Source organism: Kurthia senegalensis (genome assembly GCF_000285595.1).
GTDB classification, from domain to species: domain Bacteria; phylum Bacillota; class Bacilli; order Bacillales_A; family Planococcaceae; genus Kurthia; species Kurthia senegalensis.
Map to the genome: position 1 here is coordinate 340215 of NZ_HE611064.1, position 23450 is coordinate 363664.

Sequence of the window (23450 nt, forward strand, 5' to 3'; positions counted from 1 at the left end):
TACGAACAAATAAAGAAGCTTTTTTAAAATTATGATTTTTCGATAGAAAAATGTATCTTCGATTTCAAAGTCATAGCGACTTGGATTAAATATTTGTTCTGTACTTCCAACGAATAAAACGCCACCTGGTCGAAGTGCTTTACTAAATTCCGCATAAATTTGATCTTTCGCTTCTTCTGTAAAGTAAATCATCACATTACGGCAAACGATTAAATCTAAATTATTTTCATAGCGATCTTTGAGTAAATTGTGATTTTTAAACGTCACGCATTTTTTAATATCCTCAGACACTTTAAAGAATGAACCTTCTTGTGTGAAATATTTTTGTTTCATCATAGGCGGTACTTCTACTAAAGATCGTTCTGGATAAATCCCTGTCTTCGCTTTCGCAATCGCATTCGTATCTAAGTCTGTCGCTAAAACCTGAACTTGGGATAGTGGCATATGTTTTGAAAGTACCATCGCAAGTGAGTAAGGTTCTTCTCCTGTGGAGCAAGCTGCACTCCAAACTTTTAGCTGTTGTCGCTCTTTCAAAAGACGTGGAAAGATTTTTTCATCGAGTACTTCCCATCGTTTTCCGTTACGATAAAATTCGGACACATTAATCGTCATTCTATCTAAAAATTCATCTAGTAAACGCGGATCGGTTTGAATAGCTGCTAAAAAATCAACGAAGTTTTTAAATCCCTTTTTTTCATATAAAGACGTTAATCGACGTTTCATTTGTGCTTCTTTGTATAAAGCTAAATCAATTCCCGTTTTTTGTTTAATACCTGCAACAAACTGTTCATAATCTGTCATATCGCTTCGAATCCTCTCCCTAAAGTCCTATGACTATTATACGCTATACGTTCATAAAAAAATAGATTGAGCTTTAATACATCACGTATTTCAACAAAAAAGGCTACCCATAATGGATAGCCTTTCACTAACTTAAAATTAGTGTAATTCGTTTTCGTTGAAGAATAAACCAATTTCACGTTCAGCTGAAGCTAATGAGTCAGAACCGTGGATTACGTTGTGAGATACTGTAGTTGAGTAATCGCCGCGGATTGTTCCAGGAGCTGATTCAGCAGGGTTAGTAGCGCCCATCATAAGACGTGCTACAGAAATAACGTTTTCGCCTTCCCATACCATTGCGAATACAGGACCAGAAGTGATGAATTCTACTAATTCACCGAAGAATGGACGTTCTGCATGTTCTGCGTAGTGTTTTTCAGCTAATTCTTGAGAAATAGTCATAAGTTTAGCACCTTTAAGTACGAAACCTTTACGTTCGAAACGGTCTACGATATCACCAACTAATTGACGTTTAACGCCGTCTGGTTTTACCATTAAAAATGTTTTTTGGATAGCCATGTTTAAATTACACTCCTTCAAGTTATATACAGGTTTTAAACCTATTTTAAATAGTATCATTGAATACATGAAGTTTCAATGAAATTTAAGCTCGAAAGCCTTAAAATTTACGTTTTCCCATGTATAAAGCAATATCTTTCAACGATTTTTTCGCTTTATGGTCTGGTAACGCTTCAATTTCTTTCAATGCTTTATTTAAATACAAATCACTAACATGCTGCGCACGACGAATAGCTTCTGACTTTCTCATCATACGCAACATTTCTTTGCGCTCGACTTCTGTCATAGAACCGTCAATCGCTTTTTGCATTAACGGACGAATTTGAGGTTCTTCTTTTGCATACAATGCTGGCAACGTGACATTTCCTTGCAATAAATCGCTTCCAGCCGGTTTCCCTAATTTTTGATCCGTTGACGTAAAGTCTAAAATATCGTCAATAATTTGGAAACTCATACCGACATAGTAACCAAACCGTTCTAAATGCCAAGCAGTACGCTGATCAACACCTGCAGCGATTGCCCCTAGTCGACAACTCGATGAAATTAAAATCGCCGTCTTTCTTTTAATGCGACGGAAATAATCGCGCAAGTTTTGATCCAATGCTCGTTTATCCTCAATTTGAATAATTTCACCGATGCAAATTTCAACCATCGTTTTTGACAATACGTGATGTGCTTCCACATCTTGTACGTACGTCATATGTTCCAATGCTTTCGCAAAAATGAAGTCCCCATCATACATGGCAATTCGATTGTTAAATTGCGCTTTAACTGTCGGACGTCCTCTTCGCATTTCTGAATTATCAATGACATCGTCATGTACTAGCGAACCCATATGTATAAGTTCTAACGGTACTGCCACATGCTTAATATTTTGGATATCATATTGTCCGAACTTTGCCGCTAACAAAACAAACACAGGACGAATACGCTTTCCTCCAGCTTTTAATAGATGTAAAGAAGCTTCATTCAGAAAGTGTGAAGACGAGCCCACCGCTATTTCTAATTCTTTTTCGATGACATCAATATCTGACTTTAGATCAGCATAAAGCATTTTTAGCTTCATCTTTTCCACTTGAATACCTTCTCCCGCCTATTGTTTTTTGTAGCCGATATGCACAGCTGCAGCGCCACCACTATATTTTTTAAATGTGACATTTTGTAATCCTGCTTTTTCGAACATTTTTTTCAATTGTTTCACGCCTGGGAATACGTCTGCTGACTCTTGAAGCCATGAATATTCTTTATAACTTTTCGCAAATATTTTACCGAATAGCGGCATGATGTAATGGAAATAAAAGCGGAATAATTGTCGATACCCTGGAATTTCAGATTGAGACGTTTCAAGACAAACAACTTTGCCACCTGGTTTTACGACACGATTCATTTCACGTAATGCTTGTAAGTAATCTGGTACGTTCCTTAAACCAAATCCAACTGTTACGTAATCAAACGTATTATCCTCAAATGGTAATTCCATCGCATTCCCTTGTAGTAAAGTAACATTCGGCATATCTTTTGTTTTTTCAATTCCGACGTTCAACATGTTTTGACTAAAGTCTAAACCGTATGCTTCGCCTGTAGGTCCAATTGCTTCTGCCATCGCAATTGTCCAGTCCGCTGTCCCACAACAAACGTCTAATGTTTTAGACCCTGGTTGCACTGCCATACGAGCCATCGTGTCTTTACGCCATAATTTGTGCAATTGAAAACTAATTACTGAATTCATTGTGTCATAGTTTCCTGAGATATTTTCAAATACTTCGTGTACGCGTTGTTCTTTTGTTTGTGCCATATTTGTCACCCTTCTCTCAATTAGTTATTAACGTGTGTTTGAATGCGACTTACAATGCAGTTTTTCACATCATCATGCAATAATGGAGAAGTAGAAACAACTTTTTCATACGTCGTAGCTAGCGTTTGAAGTTCATTACGTAATTTCGCTTCTAAACCATCTTCATTGAAGGCACTTATAAAGCGAGTTTGTTCATCCGTCTTGCAACTGTCTAGTTCTTTCGCAAGTCTTTGGATTAACAACCCGTATCGTGCAAAAACACTATACTGTTCGAAAGCAAAGTGTTCGAAAAATTTTTGAATTGATTCCGTTTCAATCACTTCGAGTGCATGGAGTGCATCTTGTAATTGTACGTGAGACGTTTCGTAAAATTTTGTTTTTTCTTCGCTAATTGTTGCAACCGCTTCCGTAATCGAACGAATGAGTAAAACGTCTCCTACTTGCGCAAGCGTCGCATAGTACATGCCACTATATAAATCTCCAGCCAGTACAGTTAACTGTTGAGACTTAGATGTTGCATCATGTTCTTCGATTAAATCATGTGTATTTAATGCCGCCATATTCATCGCAATTGCTTCTGCAGCAAGGAGTGTAGAATCGTTTGATTTTTCACCATTCAGAAAAGGAAGCAGTAAATACATGATCTCATCATCTGAAACCACTGGTTGACCTGTATATTCAAGGAGTGTTCTATGATGCAATTTAGTGAAAATATTTTGTTTAAACTGAGCTACTTTTTGTTTGATAGTTGTTGCAATCATAAAATTTCTCCATTCAATTTGTTTCCGTGAAACTATTTTTTAGAGCCGCTATGCATAATTCCGTGAGCTGTTTGAATTTCAGCTTTGCCGCGAATTTTCATCGCCGACGTATTTTCTGTAAATTGAGCAATCATCACTTCACCTTGGTCAAGCTTTTCTGAGTGATGAAATTTCGTATCGTCACCACGTGTTAAGCCGATTACGTGAACGCCATCTTCTTCTGCACGAATAACGACGTATTCATTTTCTGCCATACTATTCGACTCCTTTTTACATAAAATTTTCTCTCTTAATCATATCATAAACATACTCGCATTTTAAGACATTTGGATGAATGATAGAATTTCTGAACGCTTCACATCATCCGTTTCGAAAATACCTTTCGCGACAGATGTAATCGTTTTAGCACCCGGTTTTTTAATTCCTCGCATCGTCATACACATATGCTCTGCTTCAAGGAGTACGTAAACACCTTTTGGATTTAATTTTTCTTGTAATACTTCGGCTACTTCCGCAGTAATACGTTCTTGTAGTTGCGGACGACGCGCAACCGTATCAACGGTACGTGCCAATTTACTTAATCCAGCAACGACACCATCTTGTGGAATATAGGCTACGTGTGCTTTCCCGTAAAAAGGTACTAGGTGATGTTCGCACATTGAAAAGAAAGGAATATCTTTCACAAGAACAACTTCATCATGCCCTTCGTGAAAAACTGTTTCAAAATATTCACGTGCATCCGTATGTAGTCCTGCAAACATTTCTCCGTACATTTTTGCTACGCGATTTGGCGTATCTAGTAAGCCTTCACGATTTGGATCTTCCCCAACTGCTTCAAGAATCATCGTTACGGCTTCTTTTATTTTATTTAAATCTACTTGTTTATTATTTTCTGTCGTATTCGTCAAAGTCTCGTTCCTCCAAATAAAAGCAATGCATTTCTCTTCCTAGATGTTAGCATAACGACGCCTTTCACGCAAAGATTGTAAAGGTAATAATAGGCTTTTTCACACGTTTTTTTCATGAAACAGGAAAGAGGCTACCATCAAGCTGAATAATCCAGCTAAATGGTAGCCTCTTTCCCCCATACTTTACAAAAAAAGAACAGCTATACAGCTGTTCTATGTAATGCACGAAATTATGCTTTAACGGCATCTTTAAGTGCTTTACCTGGTTTGAAAGCAGGTACTTTGCTTGCAGCGATTTCGATTTCTTTACCAGTTTGTGGGTTACGACCTTTACGAGCCGCGCGTTCACGCACTTCAAAGTTACCAAAACCGATTAGTTGTACTTTGTCGCCTTTTGCAAGAGCGTCTTGAATTGTTTCGAAAACAGCTTCAACAGCTTTGCTTGCATCTTTCTTAGAAAGTTCTGAAGCTTCTGCAACAGCATTTACTAGTTCTGTTTTGTTCATACTAGTCACCTCCTCTCAAGGAATGTGCGAAATCATGTAAAAAGATTATCACACTCTCTTATTGCTATGCAACCATATTTATACTCCTTTTACCAACTTTGAGCAACTTTAAGCCTTATTTGTGAAAAATAGACCTTTTAACCTATCAAAACCATTGATATAACAGCATTTATAACAAAAATTAATTGTTTTTTATACACATTTTACATCCCGATATTTTTCCTTTATTTAGGATATTTCAACATTTTATATCACTCGTATTACCTTCAATATATTTTATTCATTTATTCGTGAATGGCTATTCATTTTCTTTTTTAATGAGCGAACAAACGTTTTATTTTTCATTATTCATCTGATTAACGAATTTTATTTTACTTATAAATAAAAATGTTCGTATTTATTTTTCACGTATATTATATACTTTCTTAATGAATCGCTTATTTTAACAGGATTTCACTAAAAATGCGAAATAAAATTTTTTTGAACGTTCGATTTTTTTATATGCGTGAAAAATATATACTTCATCTCTTCGCAAATATACATATAAAATAAGTCAATATGCTTATTAAAAATAATAAAATAAAGTTAAAAAAAATAGTAAAAGGAGAAAAATCTCCTTTTACTATTTTGTATTATTCATATTATTTTGTGTTATACGTTGCATCTAATTCTTGTTTTTTCATACGAAGCATTAATGATTCAACGGTTTCTATAGGTTCTTGATCTTCAAATAATACACGGTACAATGCACCTGCAATCGGAAGTGCTACCTCGTATTTTTCAGAAAGTTGATGTGCTGCTTTTGCAGTACGTACCCCTTCAACGACCATCCCCATTTTTTCAAGGATTTCATCTAATTTTAAACCTTCACCAAGCATATAACCTGCACGGTAGTTACGTGAGTGAATAGACGTACACGTTACGATTAAATCACCCATTCCTGTTAAGCCCATAAACGTTAAAGGATTGGCACCCATTTTAACGCCTAATCGCGATATCTCTGCTAAACCACGTGTAATAAGTGCCGCTTTTGCGTTATCGCCGTAGCCGATTCCATCAATAACGCCTGCTGCTAATGCAATGACATTTTTCAATGCCCCACCAATTTCAACACCGATTACATCTTGGTTCGTATACACACGGAAATAACTGTTCATAAATAAATCTTGAACACGCTCAGCAGCCTCAATATTTTCACATGTCGCCGCTACAGTCGTTGGATGATGCTTCACGACTTCCTCAGCGTGACTTGGACCTGATAATACAACTAAGTCTTGAACCATTTCAGGAGCTAATTCTTCACGCATTAATTGCGAAATACGTAGTAATGATCCTGGTTCAATCCCTTTTGATACGTGTACAAATAATTTCGGACGATCAATTGCCGCCATAATTTTTTGACACGTTTCACGAATTCCTTTTGTCGGTACAGCCATAACAATTACATCTGCATGCTTAACAGCTTCTTCAATCGAACTTGTCGCTTTTAACGTACTTGATAATGTTACTTCAGGCAAATACTTTTTATTCGTATGTTGCTCATTAATTTCTAAAGCTTGCTCTTCACGATGAGACCAAATTAACGTTTGTTGTTTGTTTTCATCTAATACTGTTGCAAGTGCCGTTCCCCATGAACCTGCACCAAAGACCGTTACTTTTTCCATCTTAATCGCCCCTCTTAATCTCGATTACGCGTAATAATACGAATAGGTGTTCCTTCAAAATCAAACGTATCACGAATACGGTTTTCTAAGAAACGTTCGTACGTAAAGTGCATTAGTTCTGCATCATTTACGAATACAACAAATGTCGGAGGTTGAATGGCAACTTGTGTTCCATAATAAATACGTAAACGACGACCTTTATCTGTTGGCGCTGGATTACGGGCAATCGCATCCATAATCACTTCATTTAGAATACTTGATTGAACACGCATCGTATGGTTAGCATGTACACGGTTAATAACTGGTAACATATCATGTACACGTTTCCCTGTTTTCGCTGATGTGAAAACAATTGGTGCATAATCTAAGTAAACGAATTGTTCACGAATTTCTTCGATTTTTTTGTTCATTGTTTTTTCATCTTTGATGACAGCATCCCATTTGTTCATCACGATAATAATTGCTTTCCCTGCTTCATGCGCATAACCAGCAATTTTCTTATCTTGTTCTTGAATGCCTTCTTCACCATTTAAAACGACTAAAACAACGTCAGAACGTTCAATCGCTCTCATTGCACGTAATACAGAATATTTTTCTGTCGTTTCGTACACTTTCCCTTTTTTACGCATGCCAGCTGTATCAATAATTACATATTCTTGGCCATCATATTCATAAGGCGTATCGATTGCATCACGCGTCGTACCTGCAACATCAGACACGATAACACGTTGATCGCCTAAAATAGAGTTAACTAAAGATGACTTCCCAACATTTGGACGACCGATTAATGAGAATTTAATCACGCTATCATCATAATCTGTGTCATCTTGTTCTGGGAAGTTTTTCGCACATTCATCTAATAAGTCACCTAGACCTAGACCATGAGAACCTGAGATTGGGTACGGATCGCCAAATCCTAATGAATAGAAATCCCAAATAAGGTCGCGCATATCAGGGTTATCGATTTTGTTAACTGCTAATACGACGGGTTTTTTCGTTTTGTATAAAATTTTCGCAACTTGTTCATCTTCCATTGTGACACCTTCACGACCATTTGTCATAAAGATGATGACGTCAGCTTCATCCATTGCTACTTCTGCTTGTTGGCGAATTTCTTCTAAGAACGGTTCGTCTCCAAGTTGAATACCACCTGTGTCAATTACATTAAAATCGTGCGTTAACCATTCTGCTGAGCTGTAAATACGGTCACGTGTTACCCCAGCGATATCTTCAACGATAGAAACTCGTTCGCCTACGATACGGTTAAAAATTGTTGATTTTCCGACGTTTGGTCGACCAACAATTGCGATGACTGGTTTCGTCATAGTTTACTTCATCCTTCCAGCTTTTCATGAATCTTTATTTGCAACAAAAAAGATGATGGTACGGAAACGCCCATCACCTAATCCGTATACTTTCCATTTGTACTTTCATTCTAACAAAGTTACGTCCTATTGAAAAGAAAAACAGATGAATTCAAAAAATCCATCTGTGTTCTTCGGACTATTCTTCAGATTTGAAGTTCTTTAATTGCTCGCCTAAAAGATCTCCAAACGAGAAGCCATTTTCTTGTTCTGGCAGTTCAAATGATTCTTCATCAGGCTCGTCTGATGCTTCTTTTTCAAGTAACTCGCGGATGCTAAGCGCTAAACGCTTCTCATCTTCGCTTACTTCTAATACTTTCACTTGTACTTCCTGTCCTTCTTCTAACACTTCATGTGGCGTATTAATATGTTTATGCGCAATTTGAGAAATGTGCACTAAACCTTCTACACCTGGGAATACTTCAACGAAAGCACCGAATGTTACGAGACGGCGAACGACGCCTGTTAAAACAGAACCTTTCGCTGCTTTCTCTTCAATTCCTTCCCACGGACCTGCTAATGTATCTTTAATTGAAAGTGAAATACGCTCGTTCACAGGATCAACAGATAGTACTTTTACTTGTACTTCTTGTCCTTCTGACAACACATCGTATACGTTTGAAACGTGTTCATGTGCAACTTGAGATATGTGTACTAAACCGTCCACACCACCGATATCAACAAAAGCACCAAATGTCGCAATTCGTTGAACTGTTCCTGTCAGAATATCTCCTTCTTTAATCGTATTAATCACTTCTACTTTTTTCTCTGCTTTTAAATCTTCTAATACCGCTCTGTGAGATAAAATGAGACGATTTTTTTCTTGATCCATTTCGACAATTTTAAATTGTAATGTTTTACCTTTATAATCATCGAACGTTTCTACGAAATAATCTTCTACTAATGAAGCAGGTACGAAACCTCGAACGCCTAAGTCGATCACAAGACCGCCTTTCACGACATCTTTCACTTCCGATTCGATGACTTCTCCACTTTCAAATTGCTTTTTCAAAACGTCCCATGCAGCAACTGCATCGACTTGACGTTTAGAAAGGACATAATTACCTGTTCCTTCTGAATCTTCTGATGGTTCTTCCACCTTTTTAACAACGACTTCAAATTCATCGCCAACTGACACGGCATCTGACGCCTTTTCAACGTGTAAACTTGATAATTCGCTAATAGGAATAATTCCGTCATACTTAGCATTTGGGATAGATACGATTACGCGGTTGTCCTCCACAGACTCTACGCGAGCACGTACAACATCCCCATCTTTTAACTCTTTTACTTCGTTTAGATTCATTTCTTCAGACATATGTAATCCCCCTTCACATCGATTACTTCCATTTTAGTCGATACAACGCTTAAAAACAAAAATAACTTACAAAATTAACTAATTATTTTTATTTTGGTGTTCATCTAAAATTGCTTGAATTCTAGACATAATAACCTCTGTTACTTCTTCAGCTTTTGCGCGGCGTTCACGGTACTGCGTCATATCAATTGGCTTACCAAAAACAACTGTAATCGGACGGAAACGTTTATAAGGTCCTAAGACGGCACACGGTAAGACGACAGCATCCCCTCCGCGTAATGCGAAGAAACCAGCTCCACTGAAGCCTTCACCTAATTTACCATCTTTACTACGGTGACCTTCTGGGAAAAGCCCTACAACTTGTCCGCTTCTCAATAAATTCAATGCTGTACGCAATGCTTGTCGATCGCTAAAGCCTCGTTTAACAGGAAAAGCATTTATCTTTGGTAGTATACCCTTAAGTACGGGTACATTAAACAATTCTTCTTTCGCCATAAAATGCATAGAACGTGGTGATGCGATCCCTACTACAGGTGGGTCTAAGTTCGAAATATGATTCGAACAAAGTAGGACGCCTCCTTCTTTCGGAAAGTTTTCAGCACCGATGACATTTACACGATGTATTGGAAACAGAACATTTTTTACAGTATTACGAGCAAACTGATAAAATTCCATTTTTAAGCCATCCTTTCATTCGCTAGTTTTAAAATAGCATTTGCCGCTTCATCAATTGTTAATGAAGTCGTATCTAAATAAATGGCATCCTCTGCTTGTACTAATGGAGATGCTTCACGCTCACTATCTAACTTATCGCGCAACGCAATTTCTTCTTGTAATTTTTCAATAGAAGAGGCAATTCCACGATTATTATTATCTTCAAAACGACGACGTGCTCGTTCTTCTACCGTTGCAGACATGAATACTTTCAACTCTGCTTGTGGTAATACAGCCGTACCGATGTCACGTCCATCCATTACAACGCCTCCGCGAGAAGCCATTTCATGTTGACGATCTACCATAATTTCACGCATCGCTGCATGTGCAGCAACTTTGGAAACATTAGATGAGATATTTGGGAAACGAATTTCTTCTGAAACATCTTCACCATCTAATAAAACGCGTTGTCCTTGTTCAGAAGGAACTAATTCAATAGTTGTTTGACGCAACAACTCTGTAATAGCCATTTCGGCATCTAAGTTTGTTTCTGTTCGTAACGCTTTTAACGTAAGTGCTCTGTACATCGCACCTGTGTCAATATACGTATATTGTAGTTTTTCTGCAGCAATTTTAGCTACTGTACTTTTTCCAGCACCAGCTGGGCCATCGATGGCAATTTGAATGTTTTTCACGGAAATTTCCTCGCTTTCTTCTAATTACGTATTGTATCATATTCCCATTCTACTGTGCATTTCAAGCACAAAAAAAGCACTTAAGTAAGTGCCCGTTTTTAAATCCGTTCTTTTTGTCGTTGTATGAGTTGTCGTTCAAAACAAAAACGTGTAATAATTTTTCGTTCGATTTCATCTACATCATTAAATTGAATCGGTACGATGATTTGCCCGTCTCTTTCGATCAAACGAATAATTTGACCTGCCGTATGCACGTACTGTGTCGGTTCCTCTTCTTTTTGAAATGGAAAAACGAGCGTTAATTCTACTTCATCCCCAGGCTTCAATGCAAGGGAACGATTTAAAAAGATTGAAATTCCACCTGCACTCACATCTGCTGTAACGAATTGATAAAAATTATTTTCAAAGCGAAGAGATACGTCAATTGGCGTTTCAACACGAACATATTCTCTCCGTTGAATTTTTTGCACGGCATCCTCTTCTGGCATCGAGAGTACAAGCATTGGAATATTACTCTTTTTCCTTCCGATTACTTTCGTTTGGAATGTATGGGCGATTTTCGTATCATCAACGAATGAAACACGAAACGACTCCCCAGTCGTTAAAAAGCTCGTTCTTTTCGTAATAGAATGAATCGGATAATCAATCAACAAAGCACCTTCTTCAAAATCGACAACGCGACAACTGTATCGTTCTGGCACGTTTGCATTGACTGTCTCTAACGTTAAAACGGTCCCCATTTTAATATCCATCTTTTTACCCACTCCTTTTATACTATTTTTATTATACATAGATTTTTGAAGATTCTCCATAGTATTTCACTGACAACTTATTTTTATCTTTCTTTTCCTTGTACTATTTGAAGCAGTTGTTCATACGCACGTTTCACTTTTCGTAGTGCAAACCACCAAAGAAAAATCATGAATGGAATAATCATATACGTATACTTCCCAGGAAGACCGACAATTAGATTGAATCCAATATGTAAACTGATCGGCGCAAATAATGCGATGGCAAGCCACTGTTTTTCTTTCGACTTCACTGAAAATTTAGCACGTCCAAAATAATAGCCCATGACGACGCCAAATAAGGCATGTCCTGAAACCGGAAGTAGCGCACGAAATAGCGCTTCATTCACACCGTATGATAATAAATATAAAATGTTTTCAACTGTCGCAAAGCCTAATGAAATAGCTGCGCCATACAAAATGCCATCGTACGGGTCATCAAATTGAACGTTCGCATATATAATTAAAAATAATAATAACCATTTAAATAACTCCTCAATTGTTCCAGTAAAGAAAACATCTTGTATAATAGGAGAAGAAAAAATATGTTCTTCTTTCAAAACATATTGAACAAACAGAATAGGGAATGTAAGTGCCGCACCAAAAATGAACGTTTGAAGTAAATTTTTCGGTTCTGTTGCAAGTTGGTTTCTCAAATAAAAGAAACTAAATAAAGCAAGTGCTGGTGCAATGGCAACGGTTAATAAAATAATCATTTCATACCCCCTTCTTCTTTTTTCTATTATATATTACTGGAGGTTCGCGATGAAAAAGAAAATTTTACTCATTCATACAGGTGGAACGATTTCCATGCACGTTAATGAAGATACAGGTGCAGTCGTTCCAGACCAAGTCAATCCATTAATTAAAGAGCATGATAAGTTAGAACAGTTAGCGTCCATTTCTGAAATCGAAGCATTTAATTTACCTTCCCCGCATATGACACCGCAACATATGCTTTCATTGCGAAATATTATTGTTGACCAACTTTCTCATCATGCATACGATGGTGTCGTCATCACACACGGAACAGACACGTTAGAAGAAACAGCTTATTTTCTAGATTTAACGACGAAATTTGAAGCTCCGATTGTGCTAACAGGTGCGATGCGTTCTTCAAATGAACTTGGCGCAGATGGTTTATACAATCTCGTAGCGGCGATTCGTGTTGCAAGTTGTGAAGATGCACGTGGTAAAGGAGTTCTCGTTGCGATGAATGATGAGATCCATCAAGCCGTCAACGTAACGAAAACATCTACTTCTTCTGTTGCTACTTTCCAATCTCCGCAATATGGACCGATTGGACTCGTGACGAAAACGATGATTCATTTCCACCACGCACCATTAATTCGTGAATATGTCGACGTACAACAACTAACAAAACGCGTAGCGATGTTAAAAGTGTATGCTGGCATGGATCCAGATTTAATCGACGCGGTGCTACAAGCAGGTTATGACGGACTCGTACTTGAAGGTCTCGGTCAAGGAAACGTACCACCATCTGTCGTACCCGCCATTCAAAAGCTCGTGGAACATCGTATCCCTGTCGTACTCGTATCTCGTTGCTTTAACGGTATTGCGCAAGGTATTTATGGCTATGAAGGTGGCGGTAAACAACTCGAAGATTTAGGCGTTCTTTTCACGACTGGCTTAAACGGTCCGAAAGCACGTTTACGCCTACTTATTGGATTGAACCAAGAAAATGGCCTACTTGAAATGGCACGTTTTTTCAAATAATTGTTGAACAGAAAATTTCATACGTAAAATAGAGGATGGGATATAGGTAAAAATTCCAACCTTTAATAGAAAGGGGCCGTTGAATTTGATAGCTCCTTCTCTATTTTTATGCATAAATTAAGAATGACCATTCCATATCGCATGAAAGCTTCTTTCGGAATACTTTCGATGAGATGGCAGATAAGAAAGGCACGAGCATTTCTGTCATTTCATTTCTAAATATAACGGTCATAGTAAAGGGCAGTTCCCTCATTTAGTTTTTTGTATTAAGACACTTAAATTTTAATAGAATTGTCCTTTTTTCTATAAGGAATTTTTAATAAAAGTATATAAGAGTTGTTCTTCGTTTCGGCTGCGACTCTGCGGGAACAGAACGAGCGGAAAGCGTCGGTCGAAATAAAGAACAACGATTGCTGAACAAACAAAAAAGACATTCACCATTTTATGAATGTCTTTTCTTATTGACTAGAATTTTATCTCAACTTCTTTTTCTATGCATTATTCGTGATCGTTTGAATGAATTTGGCGTGATGCATATTCTTCTGCCGCACGCACCCAGTTTTTCTTCGTAATCATATGTGCAGCAAGAGCATCTTGATTTTCAAACGCTTGAATTAATCGTTCATGTTCAGCAACGGACTCCTCGGTCAAAATAATCGAGTTGTGGAAAAATAAGCGACGAACATGTGCTTGAAAATTAGCGATTGGATTCGCAATGTACTCGTTATTTACTTTTTGAATGATTAACGTATGTAATTCTTCATCTAATTTTAGTGCCAAATAAAAATTTTGTTGCTGAATCGCTTGTGCAAATTCTTTATTTTTGCTTCGTAACTGTTCGATTAATGATTGATCTACATCGAGCAATGCCATTTGTTCGGCAGCAAGTGCATGTAACGAAGCTAAAACAGGTAAAATTTTATCGACATCTTCCCCATTTACTGCCGTTACTTGCGTCGCAACACCTGGATGCATCTCAACGAATCCTTGTGCATTCAACAATTGAAGCGCTTCACGTACAGGTGTACGGCTGACACCGAGCGCTGTTGCTAGTTCTGCATCATTCAATTTTTCTAACGGTTGAAGCGTTCCGTTAATAATCCATTCTTGTAATTGTAAAAATGCACGCTCTTTCGCTGATAGGCGAGCAGGTTTCATAAAATCTTTTGGAATCGGCATCAAATCACCTCATTTTCTTAGTTATATATTGCATATATTATAAACTACACAAAATTATCTGACAACTAATCATTTATAATAGAGCCTATTAATATATCGCATATGCTCGAGCAACCTTTTGATAGAGACGTTTCTTTAATAGGCGTTACTCCCCCCTCAAATAAAAATCGCCTACAAAATAAATAATTTCGTAGGCAATTTCTTTTATTTTTGAGCAATACACTTCGCGATTTGTTCTCCGTGGAAACGACCATTCTCGATAAAAATTTCATTTGCATTGTTCCCAGCAGCGATGACGCCTGCAATGAATAAACCGTCTACGTTCGTTTCCATCGTTTCTGGATCAAATGTCGGACGCCCTGTTTCATCGTCTTCCGTCACACCCATTTCTCGAATGAATTCGTGGTCCGGATGATAACCGACCATGGCGAAAACAAAATCATTTTGAATCGTTTGTTCTTTTCCTTCTACAGAAAGCGTTACGGATTGTTCTGTAATTTTTTTGACGTTCGTATTAAATAACATTTGAATTTCACCCGTGCGTGCCAATGCCGCAAAATCAGGTAATACCCATGGTTTAATACTCGATGAATATTCCGAACCACGATAAACAACCGTTACTCGTGCCCCAGCTTTATGCAAAGCAAGTCCGGCATCAATAGCAGAGTTTTTTCCACCAATAACGAGTACATCTGTATCAAAATACGGATGTCCTTCTTTAAAATAATGCGAAACTTTCGGTAAATTTTCACCTTCAATTTTCATTTCATTCGGACTATCATAATAGCCTGTCGCAATAATAACATACGGCGTTTCATAACAATCTTTAGATGTCTTAACTGTAAACATATTGCCTTCTTTTTGCACATGTTCCACCGTTTCAAATCGATTAATTTGAAGTTGATGGTGTTTCACTACTTCTCGATAATAAACGAGGGCTTGGTTTCGTTTCGGCTTTTGACCTTCTATAATGAAAGGAACATCTCCAATCGCTAACTTTTCACTCGAAGAGAAAAAAGTTTGATGTGTTGGATAGTTGTAAATAGCATTTACGATATTCCCTTTTTCAATAATAATTGGGTTCAACCCAATCTTTTTCAAAGCAATCGCAGCTGACAAGCCACAAGGACCGCCACCGACAATAATTGCATCTTCTTGGCGCATAGTTCCGTCATCTCTCTTTTCGTTATTAAATATTCACCTTTTCTATTTTACTACACATTCGAATCATATCCTATAAAATGAAACTCACTTTACTCAATAAAAAAACTCGGAGGTGATGCTCTCCGAGTTTGATTAATCATGTTATTTTAAAGGAAGCGCAATTTTCGTTCCTGCTTGCACTTGGTCAGAACTTAAACCATTTAATTGACGAATTTCATTTGCACGACTTGTTGAACCGTAATATTTAATTGAAATACTTTGCACAGTATCTCCTGCACTTACGTTATGTAAGTAACCTTTTTGAATCGATGCACGGTATGCAGCCGATGTCGTGTTTGGTGCAGATATTGCTTTTTCTTGTTGAGCTTTTGCTGCTTTTTCAGCTGCTAATTTTTCTTCTTTTGCTTTCGCTGCTTTTTCAGCCGCTAATTTTTTCTTCTTTTGCTTTTCGCTGCTTTTTCAGCCGCTAATTTTTCTTCTTTTGCTTTCGCTGCTTTTTCAGCCGCTAATTTTTCTTCTTTTGCTTTCGCTGCTTTTTCAGCCGCTAATTTTTCTTCTTTCTCTTTTGCAACTTTTTCTTCATCATCTGAATCTGCAGCGGCTTTTGTTGACGAATCGGTATTCGTTTGAACATTCATATTACTTTGCGTTGCATCTTCTACGATTTTTGAGTTATCAGATGAATCCGGTAATACAGAAAAATAAATTAAAATTGCGATTGGGATCAATACAAAAATGCAGCCTAATATTGTAATTAATTTATTGTTATTTTTATTATTTTTTCCTTGGTCATGTCTAGAAGAACGGCTTCTCGTTGCACGCCCAGGATTCGTTTCATTCGAGGTATCACCAATTGATTGACGGTGTTCCTCTACTTTATCTCGATAATCATTTTGAGACATTGTCATCCCCCTTTTTTAGTAGCCATACCATATTATAGTATGGCTTACACACTTTGAAAAGTATTGAAACGCTAGTTTGAGTGCATCGGTAGTAATCGTTGGATTCTCTCTCTCCACTCAACAGATTCTTTTGACCTATTTCTTTTTATGTGTTTTTTTAATATTTCATGACGATTTAGGCCACAAGACGAACAACAATTTGCAATATCGACGTTTTTTTCTTCATCGAAGTACCGTAAGAGCCCTTCACGTATACAAGAGCCACTCAAAATGTGAACAAGTTCTGACAGTTGTTGTTTTTTAGTCATTGCAAGCTGTTGTACTTTCATTAAGACGTCTTCTGGTAACAAATGATTCATCCAATACGCTAATACTCGATACGTTGTTTCAGACATTTTTCCTTCTGTTACTAATAAATCTGGTCGCATACCACTTTGTGTGTAACGTAAAAATTCGTCAATTTGCCATTGCTGAGGTAAATCTAACATCGCAACTTCTAACGTACGTGTCCAATCCGTAGCCTCTACATAAATCGTGCAAAGTGCTGCTTGCCCGTCTCTTCCTGCACGACCAACTTCCTGCATATAACTAGCGACATTTTGTGGAATATAATCGTGAATAATTTGGCGAATATTTTCTTTATGAACTCCCATGCCGAATGCATTCGTTGCACAAATCCAATCTAATTGTCCTGATAAAAATTGATGTTGAATAAAACGTCGATCTTCTTGTTCCATCCCTGCATGATAAAACGCACAGCGAATATTTTTGCTCGCTAATTGTTCCGCATATTTCTCAGCTTTTTTTCGTGATTGCGTATACACAATACCAGGACCTTCAAATTGTTCGATTTGTTCCATTATTTTTTGTTGTTTTTCAAAACTTTCCACTTCTACGACTTCATAGTGAAGATTCGCACGATCCACAGAATAACGAAATGTTTGCATATCATTCATTTTTAAGTAAGTTGAAATATCTTCCGTCATTGCCTTCGTTGCTGTAGCACTAAGTGCGAGTATCGGCGGTCGATTTTCTGGCATCGCATCTGCAATTTGCAAATATTCTGGTCTGAAATCAAATCCCCATTGTGAAATACAATGGGCTTCGTCTACAACAATTAAACTTAAATTCAATTCGTGTATTTTCTCCCGAACGATGGTAGAAGATAACATTTCCGGTGATAAAAACAAAAAACGAAATTCGGAAATATGTTGCCAAACGAATCGCTTTTCTTCCTTTGATAAAAAAGAATTCAATGCTGCAACCCGCTTTTCACCTAATTTCTTTAATTGTTCTACTTGATCTTGCATGAGTGATAATAAAGGGGAAATAATTAATACCGTTCCGTTCATCATATAACCTGGAAGTTGATAACATAATGATTTTCCTTTCCCTGTAGGTAATAATGCAAACGTATCTTGCCCATTTAAAATCGATTCAATTACTTCTTTTTGTCCTTCTCGAAAAGAATCATAGCCAAATTTTTCTTTTAAAACATGTTCTAATTCCACTTTGATTCCCTCCTTGCTGCTAATACGAGTCGTATTTGAAAATAGCTTGCCTGTTCGACATTTTCTTTTATCTGTCGTAGTTTAGTCGTTTGTAATTTTGTTGCCACATCTTCAATTTTTCTTCGAAGCTCTTTAGAAAGAAATGTATAAATGGGGAAATCTTCATCTACCATTGCCATTTCAGCAAAATGGTCCTCAATCGTACTTTCTTTCAGATGACGTATTTGAGCAATTTGAGATAATGTATAGCCTTCTTTAAATAAAGAAAAGGTTTTTTCAGTTGATTGTGTATAATGTTGTTCAATTTTTATGTGTTGAGCTAAGTCTTCCAGTAACGGTGTTTCTGTTAATTGCATTAACAAACCGTGCAAACATTGAATGAATCGTAATTGTAAGCTAAAAACGTCCTCACCAAGTTCTGTTTGGATTTGTTGCCACGTATGTCCACTCATTTCATACCCACTTAAACGTAAAACAAATACTTGTTTAGACAATTCTTCAACACGTGTCGTATCTAACCGCGCAATGAATTGCTTTGTAAACGTTTCTTGAAACAAAGGTTGTTGAAACTGATGCGCTCGTAAATAAGATTTGACATACCGTTGTATTGCTCCATCTTGTTCAATTGGTATGAACGATGCGCCTCTCGCATAATGAGATAAAGTTTGAACGACGAGCGATAATCTCTTCATAAAAATCATTTCATTCCCACGGTAATGCCAACCATCAAGTGGACCTGGATCAAATCCTTCAATAAAGGCCCATCCTTTTTCTGTCACATAAACGGTATGTTCAGTCAAAAGTAGGAACTGTTGTTGAATTAACTGATTGAAGTATGTATCATATTGAGTCTTATGAAGTTTTGGTGTTATACTAAAAAAAGGATGCAACTGAAAAAGCCCGACGTCTTGAATCGTCTGTCCAGACTTTTTACCTTTAAAAAGATGATAGACGGAAGATGGGCCACGTTGACCGTTGTATCGGGCAAATATATACACGATTAATTTTGAAGCATACACAATTTTTCCTCCTTGTTACACGATATAGGTTGAAATGAAAACTGATGCGACTTAGAATAGTGTAGTAAAAACATTTAAATGGATCGAAGAATAGATAGGAGAGATTTGAAGATGGCTAAGTTTACCATTGTCGATAAAGATACTTGTATCGCTTGTGGCGCTTGTGGCGCTGCAGCACCAGACGTTTACGACTACGATGATGAAGGGATTGCTTTCGTTATTTTAGATGATAACACAGGTACAGTTGAAGTTCCAGAAGACTTATTGGAAGATATGGAAGATGCTTTTGAAGGCTGCCCAACAGATTCTATTAAAGTTGCGGAAGAAACATTCGATGGCGACTCTTTAAAATTTGAATAACATTCAAAAGCCTCACATATTGTTGTGAGGCTTTTCTTTTTATGCTATATTAGTAACAGGTACTAATAGTTACTTACAGGAGGTCTCTATGGACATTTTACAATTAAAACAAAAAATATTATCGTAATGGGTGTGGCAAATGATCGCAGTATTGCTTGGCACGTTTCAAAAGCGTTGTTAGAAGCTGAAGCACATATTATTTTCACGTATCGAAAAGAACGTTCTCTAGCAAAACTAACGAAATTACTTCAAGATGTTGATCAATCTAAATATGAAATCGTTCAATGTGATGTCAATAACGATGAAAGCATGACAGAAGCTTTTACGACAATCGGTGAAAAGCATAAAGTCATTCATGGTCTTGTCCATTCAGTCGCTTTTGCACATGCAGAAGATTTAAAAAATCGCTTCGTTGAAACGTCTCGTGACGGCTATGCATTTGCACAAGATACGAGTGCCTACTCACTAATTAAAGCGACTAATCTCGTGCGTCCATATATGACTGAAGGTGGGTCAATTATTACAATGAGTTATTTAGGCGCTGAGCGTGTACTCGACGGCTACAACGTAATGGGTGTCGCAAAAGCGGCACTTGAAGCGAGCGTTCGTTACTTAGCAGCAGATATTGGTCCCTCTAACATTCGTGTGAATGCCATTTCAGCAGGTGCCATTAAAACACTTGCCGCAAAAGGCGTTCCTTCATTCAATACGATTTTAAATAAAATTGAAGAGTCTGCTCCGTTACGAAGAAATGTAACACCACAAGAAGTAGCCAATACGTCTGTCTTTTTACTAAGTGCCCTTTCAAGTGGTATTACAGGTGAACTTATTCATGTTGATGGTGGATACAATATTTTAGGAATTTGATTCACGCACAAAACTATTCAAAACAGCTCTAAATAGAGCTGTTTTTTTATGTTGTTAACAAAAGAAAACCTTTTTCCTAAATAGAAACAAAGAGTATCAGTATAATTAACTAGTATATAGTTCATAGTTTTTTGATTTTTTAGATATTTTTATGCATAATTAGACATACACATCTTTTTTTGGGTAGTTATTATATAATAAGTTTATTGTATATCGAAATGAGGCGATTTTTTTGTTTGCTCAAACTTTCACAATTATGGGTGAAGTTCCACAATCTTATTCTATACCTATTGTAATTTTATCAATTTTAACGTCTTGCTTCGCTTCTTACACAGCCGTTTCATTAAATAGTCGTGTCGGAAAAGAAAGTCTCGTAGGTCGAAATATTTGGTTAATTCTTGCTAGTCTCTCTATGGGTTTAGGCATTTGGGCAATGCATTTTATTGGCATGACCGCGCTTAAATTACCCGCACATCTACACCATACGTATGGCTTAACGATGCTCTCAATGATTCCTGCATTTATCGCTTCTTTCCTTGCATTTTACGTTGCAAACCAACCTCGTTCTAACATTCGACTGCGAGCGATTGCTGGTATTTTTATGGGACTTGGCATCATTGCAATGCATTATTTAGGAATGGCCGCCATGACGATAGACGGTGCTACTATTCACTACAAACCGCTATTTGTTAGCCTATCGATTATTGCCGCAATTGGCATTTCATTTATAGCACTTAATTTACTTAGTGCCATTACAAATCGTTTCGAACCTTCTACAAAATTAAAAATTGCGACTGCCTTATTACTAGGCTGTGCGACTTCTGCTGCACATTATATCGGAATGGCGAGCGTAGAATATCATAAAACAGATGCGACAACGGGCAAGATGATGCAACATCAAAACCTCGAATTTATCATTATAGGTATTTCAATTAGCCTAGCGATTATTTTCTCTATTTTAATTGCCGCAACCGTTATTGATCATCATATTGAAACACGTGTTGTTTATTTTGATCCATTGACAAAACTACCGAATAGACGTCACTTTTTCAAAAATTTACAAAAAAAAGAATCGGCGCACGCTATTTCTATTATTAAAATTGAAAATGTATTTCATCCTTTTCAGGAAGTTCATTTTGAATTAGAAGATGCTTATTTGCAAAAAATTGTTGATAAGTTACGAGAAGGCAATCCTACTTGCACACGTCTATATCGAATGGATGAGCAAACCTTTTTATTCGTTGCAACCGATCAACAAGCGTCTGAAGATTTGATTGCCCATTTGCATACCGTTAAAGAACGCTTTAGACAGCCGATCGTACTCGCAAATTCATCGATTAAAGTGACAGGTTTTACCTCTATCGCTATTAACTCGAACGATGATTCTCTCGAGAAACTTTATTTAAATGCTCAAACAACTATTGAACATCCGACAACTCGAAATCATGATTTCAGCATTGTACATTTCAATAGTTCATTGCACTTACGTAATTTCGCCGAACAATTAGTTGATGGTTTAGAAGATGCATTCACAAAACAAGAATTATTCCTCGTTTATCAACCAAAAATCGACGCACGTAATCAGCTCATTACAGGTGCTGAAGTATTAACTCGATGGCAACATCCAACGTTCGGCGTTTTATCCCCTTCTGTATTTTTACCAATATTAGAAGCAAATAATTGCTTGGAACAATTAACCGATTGGATTATTCAAGATGTTTGTCGTATGCTACGTTATTGCTTAGATCACCAAATACAGCCGAAACGCGTTTCTATTAACATACCCGGCTCTTATTTAACGTCTCCTAAGCTTAAAAACACGATCTTAGAGATGACTTCTAACTACGATGTTCCATTATCTTTATTAGAGCTTGAAATTACGGAGACGAGCTTAATTAAAGAAATAGAACGTGCAGATGAAGTCGTGTCAAGTTACCGTGAACTTGGCGTTGCGATTGCATTAGATGATTTCGGTACAGGTGTATCTTCTCTTTCTTATTTAAAACATATACCAATTACAACGTTAAAAATTGATAAATCTTTCGTTGAAGATGTCCCAATGCAAGAAAAAGATTCGCTTATTTTAGAATCTATGATTCAACTATCTGAATCACTCGATGTAGAAACTGTCGTCGAAGGAATCGAGACGAAAGACCAATTAGATTTCATTTTAAAAGTGTGTCATAAACCGATTGTGCAAGGTTACTATTACTCAAAACCACTCCCTTTTAAAGAATATTTAACGTGGGCCGCTCAATTTGAAGAATTAATCGTTCCATTCGTTTTACAAAACAATCGTACACATTTTTAATACGTCTTTTAATCCATGAAAAAAACCAGCATGATCATCCGATTATGCTGGTTTTTTCATATGCTCTATTTTATTTATCGTTTTATGCGTAGCATATCTACATGAGGAATGTTATCTTCTAAATACGTTTCTGATATCGCTTGAAATCCGAATGATCCGTAAAAATCGCGTAAATAGTCTTGCGCTTGAATTTTAATCGTCGTCTCTCCAACATGCTGTTCTAAATACGCTAAACTTCTCGTAAGTAGCTCTTGTGCAAGCCCTTGTCCTCTATGCGTTTTTTTCACGAGTACACGTCCAATAGATGCTTCTTCATAAGAAACCCCTTTCGGTAATAGACGTGCATAAGCCACGATTTCATCGCCATCCATCTTATACAAATGATAGCTTTGTATATCTTTTCCATCAATTTCAGGATAAGGACAGTTTTGCTCTACGACAAATACATCTGTCCGCTCTTTTAAAAGGGTATACAATTCTATCGTCGTTAATTCATCAAATGTTTTTACGTACCACGTCATGTTCATTCCTCCAACTATACAATATGTACTTACTTTACGTTATATTTGTTGCAAATACAACAAAAAA

Annotated in this window: 26 protein-coding genes; 4 read left to right on the forward strand and 22 right to left on the reverse strand. The window is 37.0% G+C overall.

Annotated elements, in window-relative coordinates:
• The 15 genes from KSHG_RS15915 to prsW form a co-directional block, all read right to left on the reverse strand.
• A partial coding sequence (locus KSHG_RS15915) for a CheR family methyltransferase (protein WP_010301093.1) occupies positions 1 to 801 on the reverse strand: 801 nt, incomplete at its 3' end.
• 138 nt (positions 802 to 939) lie between these two features.
• On the reverse strand, positions 940 to 1359 hold the full coding sequence (ndk, locus tag KSHG_RS02050) for a nucleoside-diphosphate kinase (protein WP_010301095.1): 420 nt from the start codon (positions 1357 to 1359) through the stop codon (positions 940 to 942).
• Positions 1360 to 1459: 100 nt separating this feature from the next.
• Positions 1460 to 2434 carry a heptaprenyl diphosphate synthase component II gene (gene hepT, locus KSHG_RS02055; protein WP_026022483.1) on the reverse strand — a complete coding sequence of 325 codons (975 nt, stop codon included), beginning with the start codon at positions 2432 to 2434 and terminating at the stop codon, positions 1460 to 1462.
• 18 nt (positions 2435 to 2452) lie between these two features.
• Positions 2453 to 3154, reverse strand: coding sequence for a demethylmenaquinone methyltransferase (locus tag KSHG_RS02060; RefSeq protein ID WP_010301101.1), 702 nt, complete (start codon positions 3152 to 3154; stop codon positions 2453 to 2455).
• 20 nt (positions 3155 to 3174) lie between these two features.
• Positions 3175 to 3915 carry a heptaprenyl diphosphate synthase component 1 gene (locus KSHG_RS02065; protein WP_010301103.1) on the reverse strand — a complete coding sequence of 247 codons (741 nt, stop codon included), beginning with the start codon at positions 3913 to 3915 and terminating at the stop codon, positions 3175 to 3177.
• Positions 3916 to 3947: 32 nt separating this feature from the next.
• Positions 3948 to 4169 carry a trp RNA-binding attenuation protein MtrB gene (mtrB, locus tag KSHG_RS02070; protein WP_010301104.1) on the reverse strand — a complete coding sequence of 74 codons (222 nt, stop codon included), beginning with the start codon at positions 4167 to 4169 and terminating at the stop codon, positions 3948 to 3950.
• 63 nt (positions 4170 to 4232) lie between these two features.
• Entirely contained in the window at positions 4233 to 4823 is a 591-nt protein-coding gene (gene folE, locus KSHG_RS02075; protein ID WP_010301106.1) for a GTP cyclohydrolase I FolE, read from the reverse strand.
• Positions 4824 to 5053: 230 nt separating this feature from the next.
• Entirely contained in the window at positions 5054 to 5329 is a 276-nt protein-coding gene (locus tag KSHG_RS02080) for an HU family DNA-binding protein (RefSeq protein WP_010301107.1), read from the reverse strand.
• A gap of 641 nt (positions 5330 to 5970) precedes the next feature.
• Positions 5971 to 6993 (reverse strand): NAD(P)H-dependent glycerol-3-phosphate dehydrogenase, encoded by a 1023-nt coding sequence (locus KSHG_RS02085; RefSeq protein ID WP_010301110.1) that lies wholly within the window; start codon positions 6991 to 6993, stop codon positions 5971 to 5973.
• A 14-nt stretch (positions 6994 to 7007) separates the two neighbouring features.
• A complete protein-coding gene (der, locus tag KSHG_RS02090) occupies positions 7008 to 8318 on the reverse strand; it encodes a ribosome biogenesis GTPase Der (RefSeq protein WP_010301112.1) in 1311 nt (436 codons plus the stop codon).
• A 178-nt stretch (positions 8319 to 8496) separates the two neighbouring features.
• Positions 8497 to 9675 (reverse strand): 30S ribosomal protein S1, encoded by a 1179-nt coding sequence (rpsA, locus tag KSHG_RS02095; protein ID WP_010301114.1) that lies wholly within the window; start codon positions 9673 to 9675, stop codon positions 8497 to 8499.
• A gap of 78 nt (positions 9676 to 9753) precedes the next feature.
• Positions 9754 to 10350 (reverse strand): lysophospholipid acyltransferase family protein, encoded by a 597-nt coding sequence (locus KSHG_RS02100; protein WP_010301116.1) that lies wholly within the window; start codon positions 10348 to 10350, stop codon positions 9754 to 9756.
• 2 nt (positions 10351 to 10352) lie between these two features.
• Positions 10353 to 11024: a (d)CMP kinase gene (cmk, locus tag KSHG_RS02105; RefSeq protein WP_010301119.1), complete on the reverse strand. Its 672-nt coding sequence runs from the start codon at positions 11022 to 11024 to the stop codon at positions 10353 to 10355.
• A gap of 98 nt (positions 11025 to 11122) precedes the next feature.
• Positions 11123 to 11776, reverse strand: a complete 654-nt coding sequence (locus KSHG_RS02110) for a flagellar brake protein (protein ID WP_010301121.1) — start codon at positions 11774 to 11776, stop codon at positions 11123 to 11125.
• Between the two features lie 83 nt (positions 11777 to 11859).
• Positions 11860 to 12528 carry a glutamic-type intramembrane protease PrsW gene (gene prsW / locus KSHG_RS02115; protein WP_010301124.1) on the reverse strand — a complete coding sequence of 223 codons (669 nt, stop codon included), beginning with the start codon at positions 12526 to 12528 and terminating at the stop codon, positions 11860 to 11862.
• Positions 12529 to 12577: 49 nt separating this feature from the next.
• Here prsW and KSHG_RS02120 point away from each other — a divergent pair, with 49 nt between their 5' ends.
• Positions 12578 to 13549: an asparaginase gene (locus KSHG_RS02120; RefSeq protein ID WP_010301126.1), complete on the forward strand. Its 972-nt coding sequence runs from the start codon at positions 12578 to 12580 to the stop codon at positions 13547 to 13549.
• A gap of 498 nt (positions 13550 to 14047) precedes the next feature.
• Here the strand turns inward: KSHG_RS02120 and KSHG_RS02125 are convergent, their stop codons facing one another.
• The 6 genes from KSHG_RS02125 to KSHG_RS02145 form a co-directional block, all read right to left on the reverse strand.
• Entirely contained in the window at positions 14048 to 14728 is a 681-nt protein-coding gene (locus tag KSHG_RS02125; RefSeq protein ID WP_010301131.1) for a GntR family transcriptional regulator, read from the reverse strand.
• A 204-nt stretch (positions 14729 to 14932) separates the two neighbouring features.
• Positions 14933 to 15892, reverse strand: a complete 960-nt coding sequence (locus tag KSHG_RS02130) for a YpdA family putative bacillithiol disulfide reductase (RefSeq protein ID WP_010301135.1) — start codon at positions 15890 to 15892, stop codon at positions 14933 to 14935.
• 141 nt (positions 15893 to 16033) lie between these two features.
• The gene (locus tag KSHG_RS19190; protein WP_161600724.1) at positions 16034 to 16156 is read right to left on the reverse strand and encodes a LysM peptidoglycan-binding domain-containing protein; all 123 of its coding nucleotides are present in this window, start codon (positions 16154 to 16156) and stop codon (positions 16034 to 16036) included.
• 161 nt (positions 16157 to 16317) lie between these two features.
• A complete protein-coding gene (locus KSHG_RS17330; RefSeq protein WP_010301138.1) occupies positions 16318 to 16794 on the reverse strand; it encodes a hypothetical protein in 477 nt (158 codons plus the stop codon).
• Positions 16795 to 16865: 71 nt separating this feature from the next.
• The gene (locus KSHG_RS02140) at positions 16866 to 18305 is read right to left on the reverse strand and encodes a RecQ family ATP-dependent DNA helicase (protein ID WP_010301141.1); all 1440 of its coding nucleotides are present in this window, start codon (positions 18303 to 18305) and stop codon (positions 16866 to 16868) included.
• Positions 18296 to 19324, reverse strand: coding sequence for a helix-turn-helix domain-containing protein (locus KSHG_RS02145; protein WP_010301145.1), 1029 nt, complete (start codon positions 19322 to 19324; stop codon positions 18296 to 18298). The genes KSHG_RS02140 and KSHG_RS02145 overlap by 10 nt, the downstream gene beginning before the upstream one ends.
• A gap of 111 nt (positions 19325 to 19435) precedes the next feature.
• On the opposite strand from KSHG_RS02145, the gene KSHG_RS02150 reads away from it, so the two are divergent.
• The 3 genes from KSHG_RS02150 to KSHG_RS02160 all read left to right on the forward strand — a co-directional run bounded on the left by KSHG_RS02150 (position 19436) and on the right by KSHG_RS02160 (position 22862).
• On the forward strand, positions 19436 to 19684 hold the full coding sequence (locus tag KSHG_RS02150) for a ferredoxin (RefSeq protein WP_010301148.1): 249 nt from the start codon (positions 19436 to 19438) through the stop codon (positions 19682 to 19684).
• A gap of 126 nt (positions 19685 to 19810) precedes the next feature.
• Entirely contained in the window at positions 19811 to 20551 is a 741-nt protein-coding gene (locus KSHG_RS02155) for an enoyl-ACP reductase FabI (protein WP_010301151.1), read from the forward strand.
• A gap of 232 nt (positions 20552 to 20783) precedes the next feature.
• On the forward strand, positions 20784 to 22862 hold the full coding sequence (locus tag KSHG_RS02160) for a putative bifunctional diguanylate cyclase/phosphodiesterase (RefSeq protein ID WP_010301155.1): 2079 nt from the start codon (positions 20784 to 20786) through the stop codon (positions 22860 to 22862).
• A 74-nt stretch (positions 22863 to 22936) separates the two neighbouring features.
• Here the strand turns inward: KSHG_RS02160 and KSHG_RS02165 are convergent, their stop codons facing one another.
• Positions 22937 to 23383, reverse strand: coding sequence for a GNAT family N-acetyltransferase (locus tag KSHG_RS02165; protein ID WP_010301160.1), 447 nt, complete (start codon positions 23381 to 23383; stop codon positions 22937 to 22939).
• Between the last annotated feature and the right edge of the window lie 67 nt (positions 23384 to 23450).

Coding starts and splice junctions, on each gene's coding strand:
- ndk (WP_010301095.1), bottom strand. CDS start 1,359: ATGGCTATCCAAAAAACATTTTTAATGGTAAAACCAGACGGCGTTAAA.
- KSHG_RS02060 (WP_010301101.1), bottom strand. CDS start 3,154: ATGGCACAAACAAAAGAACAACGCGTACACGAAGTATTTGAAAATATC.
- KSHG_RS02065 (WP_010301103.1), bottom strand. CDS start 3,915: ATGATTGCAACAACTATCAAACAAAAAGTAGCTCAGTTTAAACAAAAT.
- mtrB (WP_010301104.1), bottom strand. CDS start 4,169: ATGGCAGAAAATGAATACGTCGTTATTCGTGCAGAAGAAGATGGCGTT.
- KSHG_RS02080 (WP_010301107.1), bottom strand. CDS start 5,329: ATGAACAAAACAGAACTAGTAAATGCTGTTGCAGAAGCTTCAGAACTT.
- KSHG_RS02085 (WP_010301110.1), bottom strand. CDS start 6,993: ATGGAAAAAGTAACGGTCTTTGGTGCAGGTTCATGGGGAACGGCACTT.
- der (WP_010301112.1), bottom strand. CDS start 8,318: ATGACGAAACCAGTCATCGCAATTGTTGGTCGACCAAACGTCGGAAAA.
- rpsA (WP_010301114.1), bottom strand. CDS start 9,675: ATGTCTGAAGAAATGAATCTAAACGAAGTAAAAGAGTTAAAAGATGGG.
- KSHG_RS02100 (WP_010301116.1), bottom strand. CDS start 10,350: ATGGAATTTTATCAGTTTGCTCGTAATACTGTAAAAAATGTTCTGTTT.
- KSHG_RS02110 (WP_010301121.1), bottom strand. CDS start 11,776: ATGGATATTAAAATGGGGACCGTTTTAACGTTAGAGACAGTCAATGCA.
- prsW (WP_010301124.1), bottom strand. CDS start 12,528: ATGATTATTTTATTAACCGTTGCCATTGCACCAGCACTTGCTTTATTT.
- KSHG_RS02120 (WP_010301126.1), top strand. CDS start 12,578: ATGAAAAAGAAAATTTTACTCATTCATACAGGTGGAACGATTTCCATG.
- KSHG_RS02125 (WP_010301131.1), bottom strand. CDS start 14,728: ATGCCGATTCCAAAAGATTTTATGAAACCTGCTCGCCTATCAGCGAAA.
- KSHG_RS02130 (WP_010301135.1), bottom strand. CDS start 15,892: ATGCGCCAAGAAGATGCAATTATTGTCGGTGGCGGTCCTTGTGGCTTG.
- KSHG_RS17330 (WP_010301138.1), bottom strand. CDS start 16,794: ATGTCTCAAAATGATTATCGAGATAAAGTAGAGGAACACCGTCAATCA.
- KSHG_RS02150 (WP_010301148.1), top strand. CDS start 19,436: ATGGCTAAGTTTACCATTGTCGATAAAGATACTTGTATCGCTTGTGGC.
- KSHG_RS02155 (WP_010301151.1), top strand. CDS start 19,811: ATGGGTGTGGCAAATGATCGCAGTATTGCTTGGCACGTTTCAAAAGCG.
- KSHG_RS02165 (WP_010301160.1), bottom strand. CDS start 23,383: ATGACGTGGTACGTAAAAACATTTGATGAATTAACGACGATAGAATTG.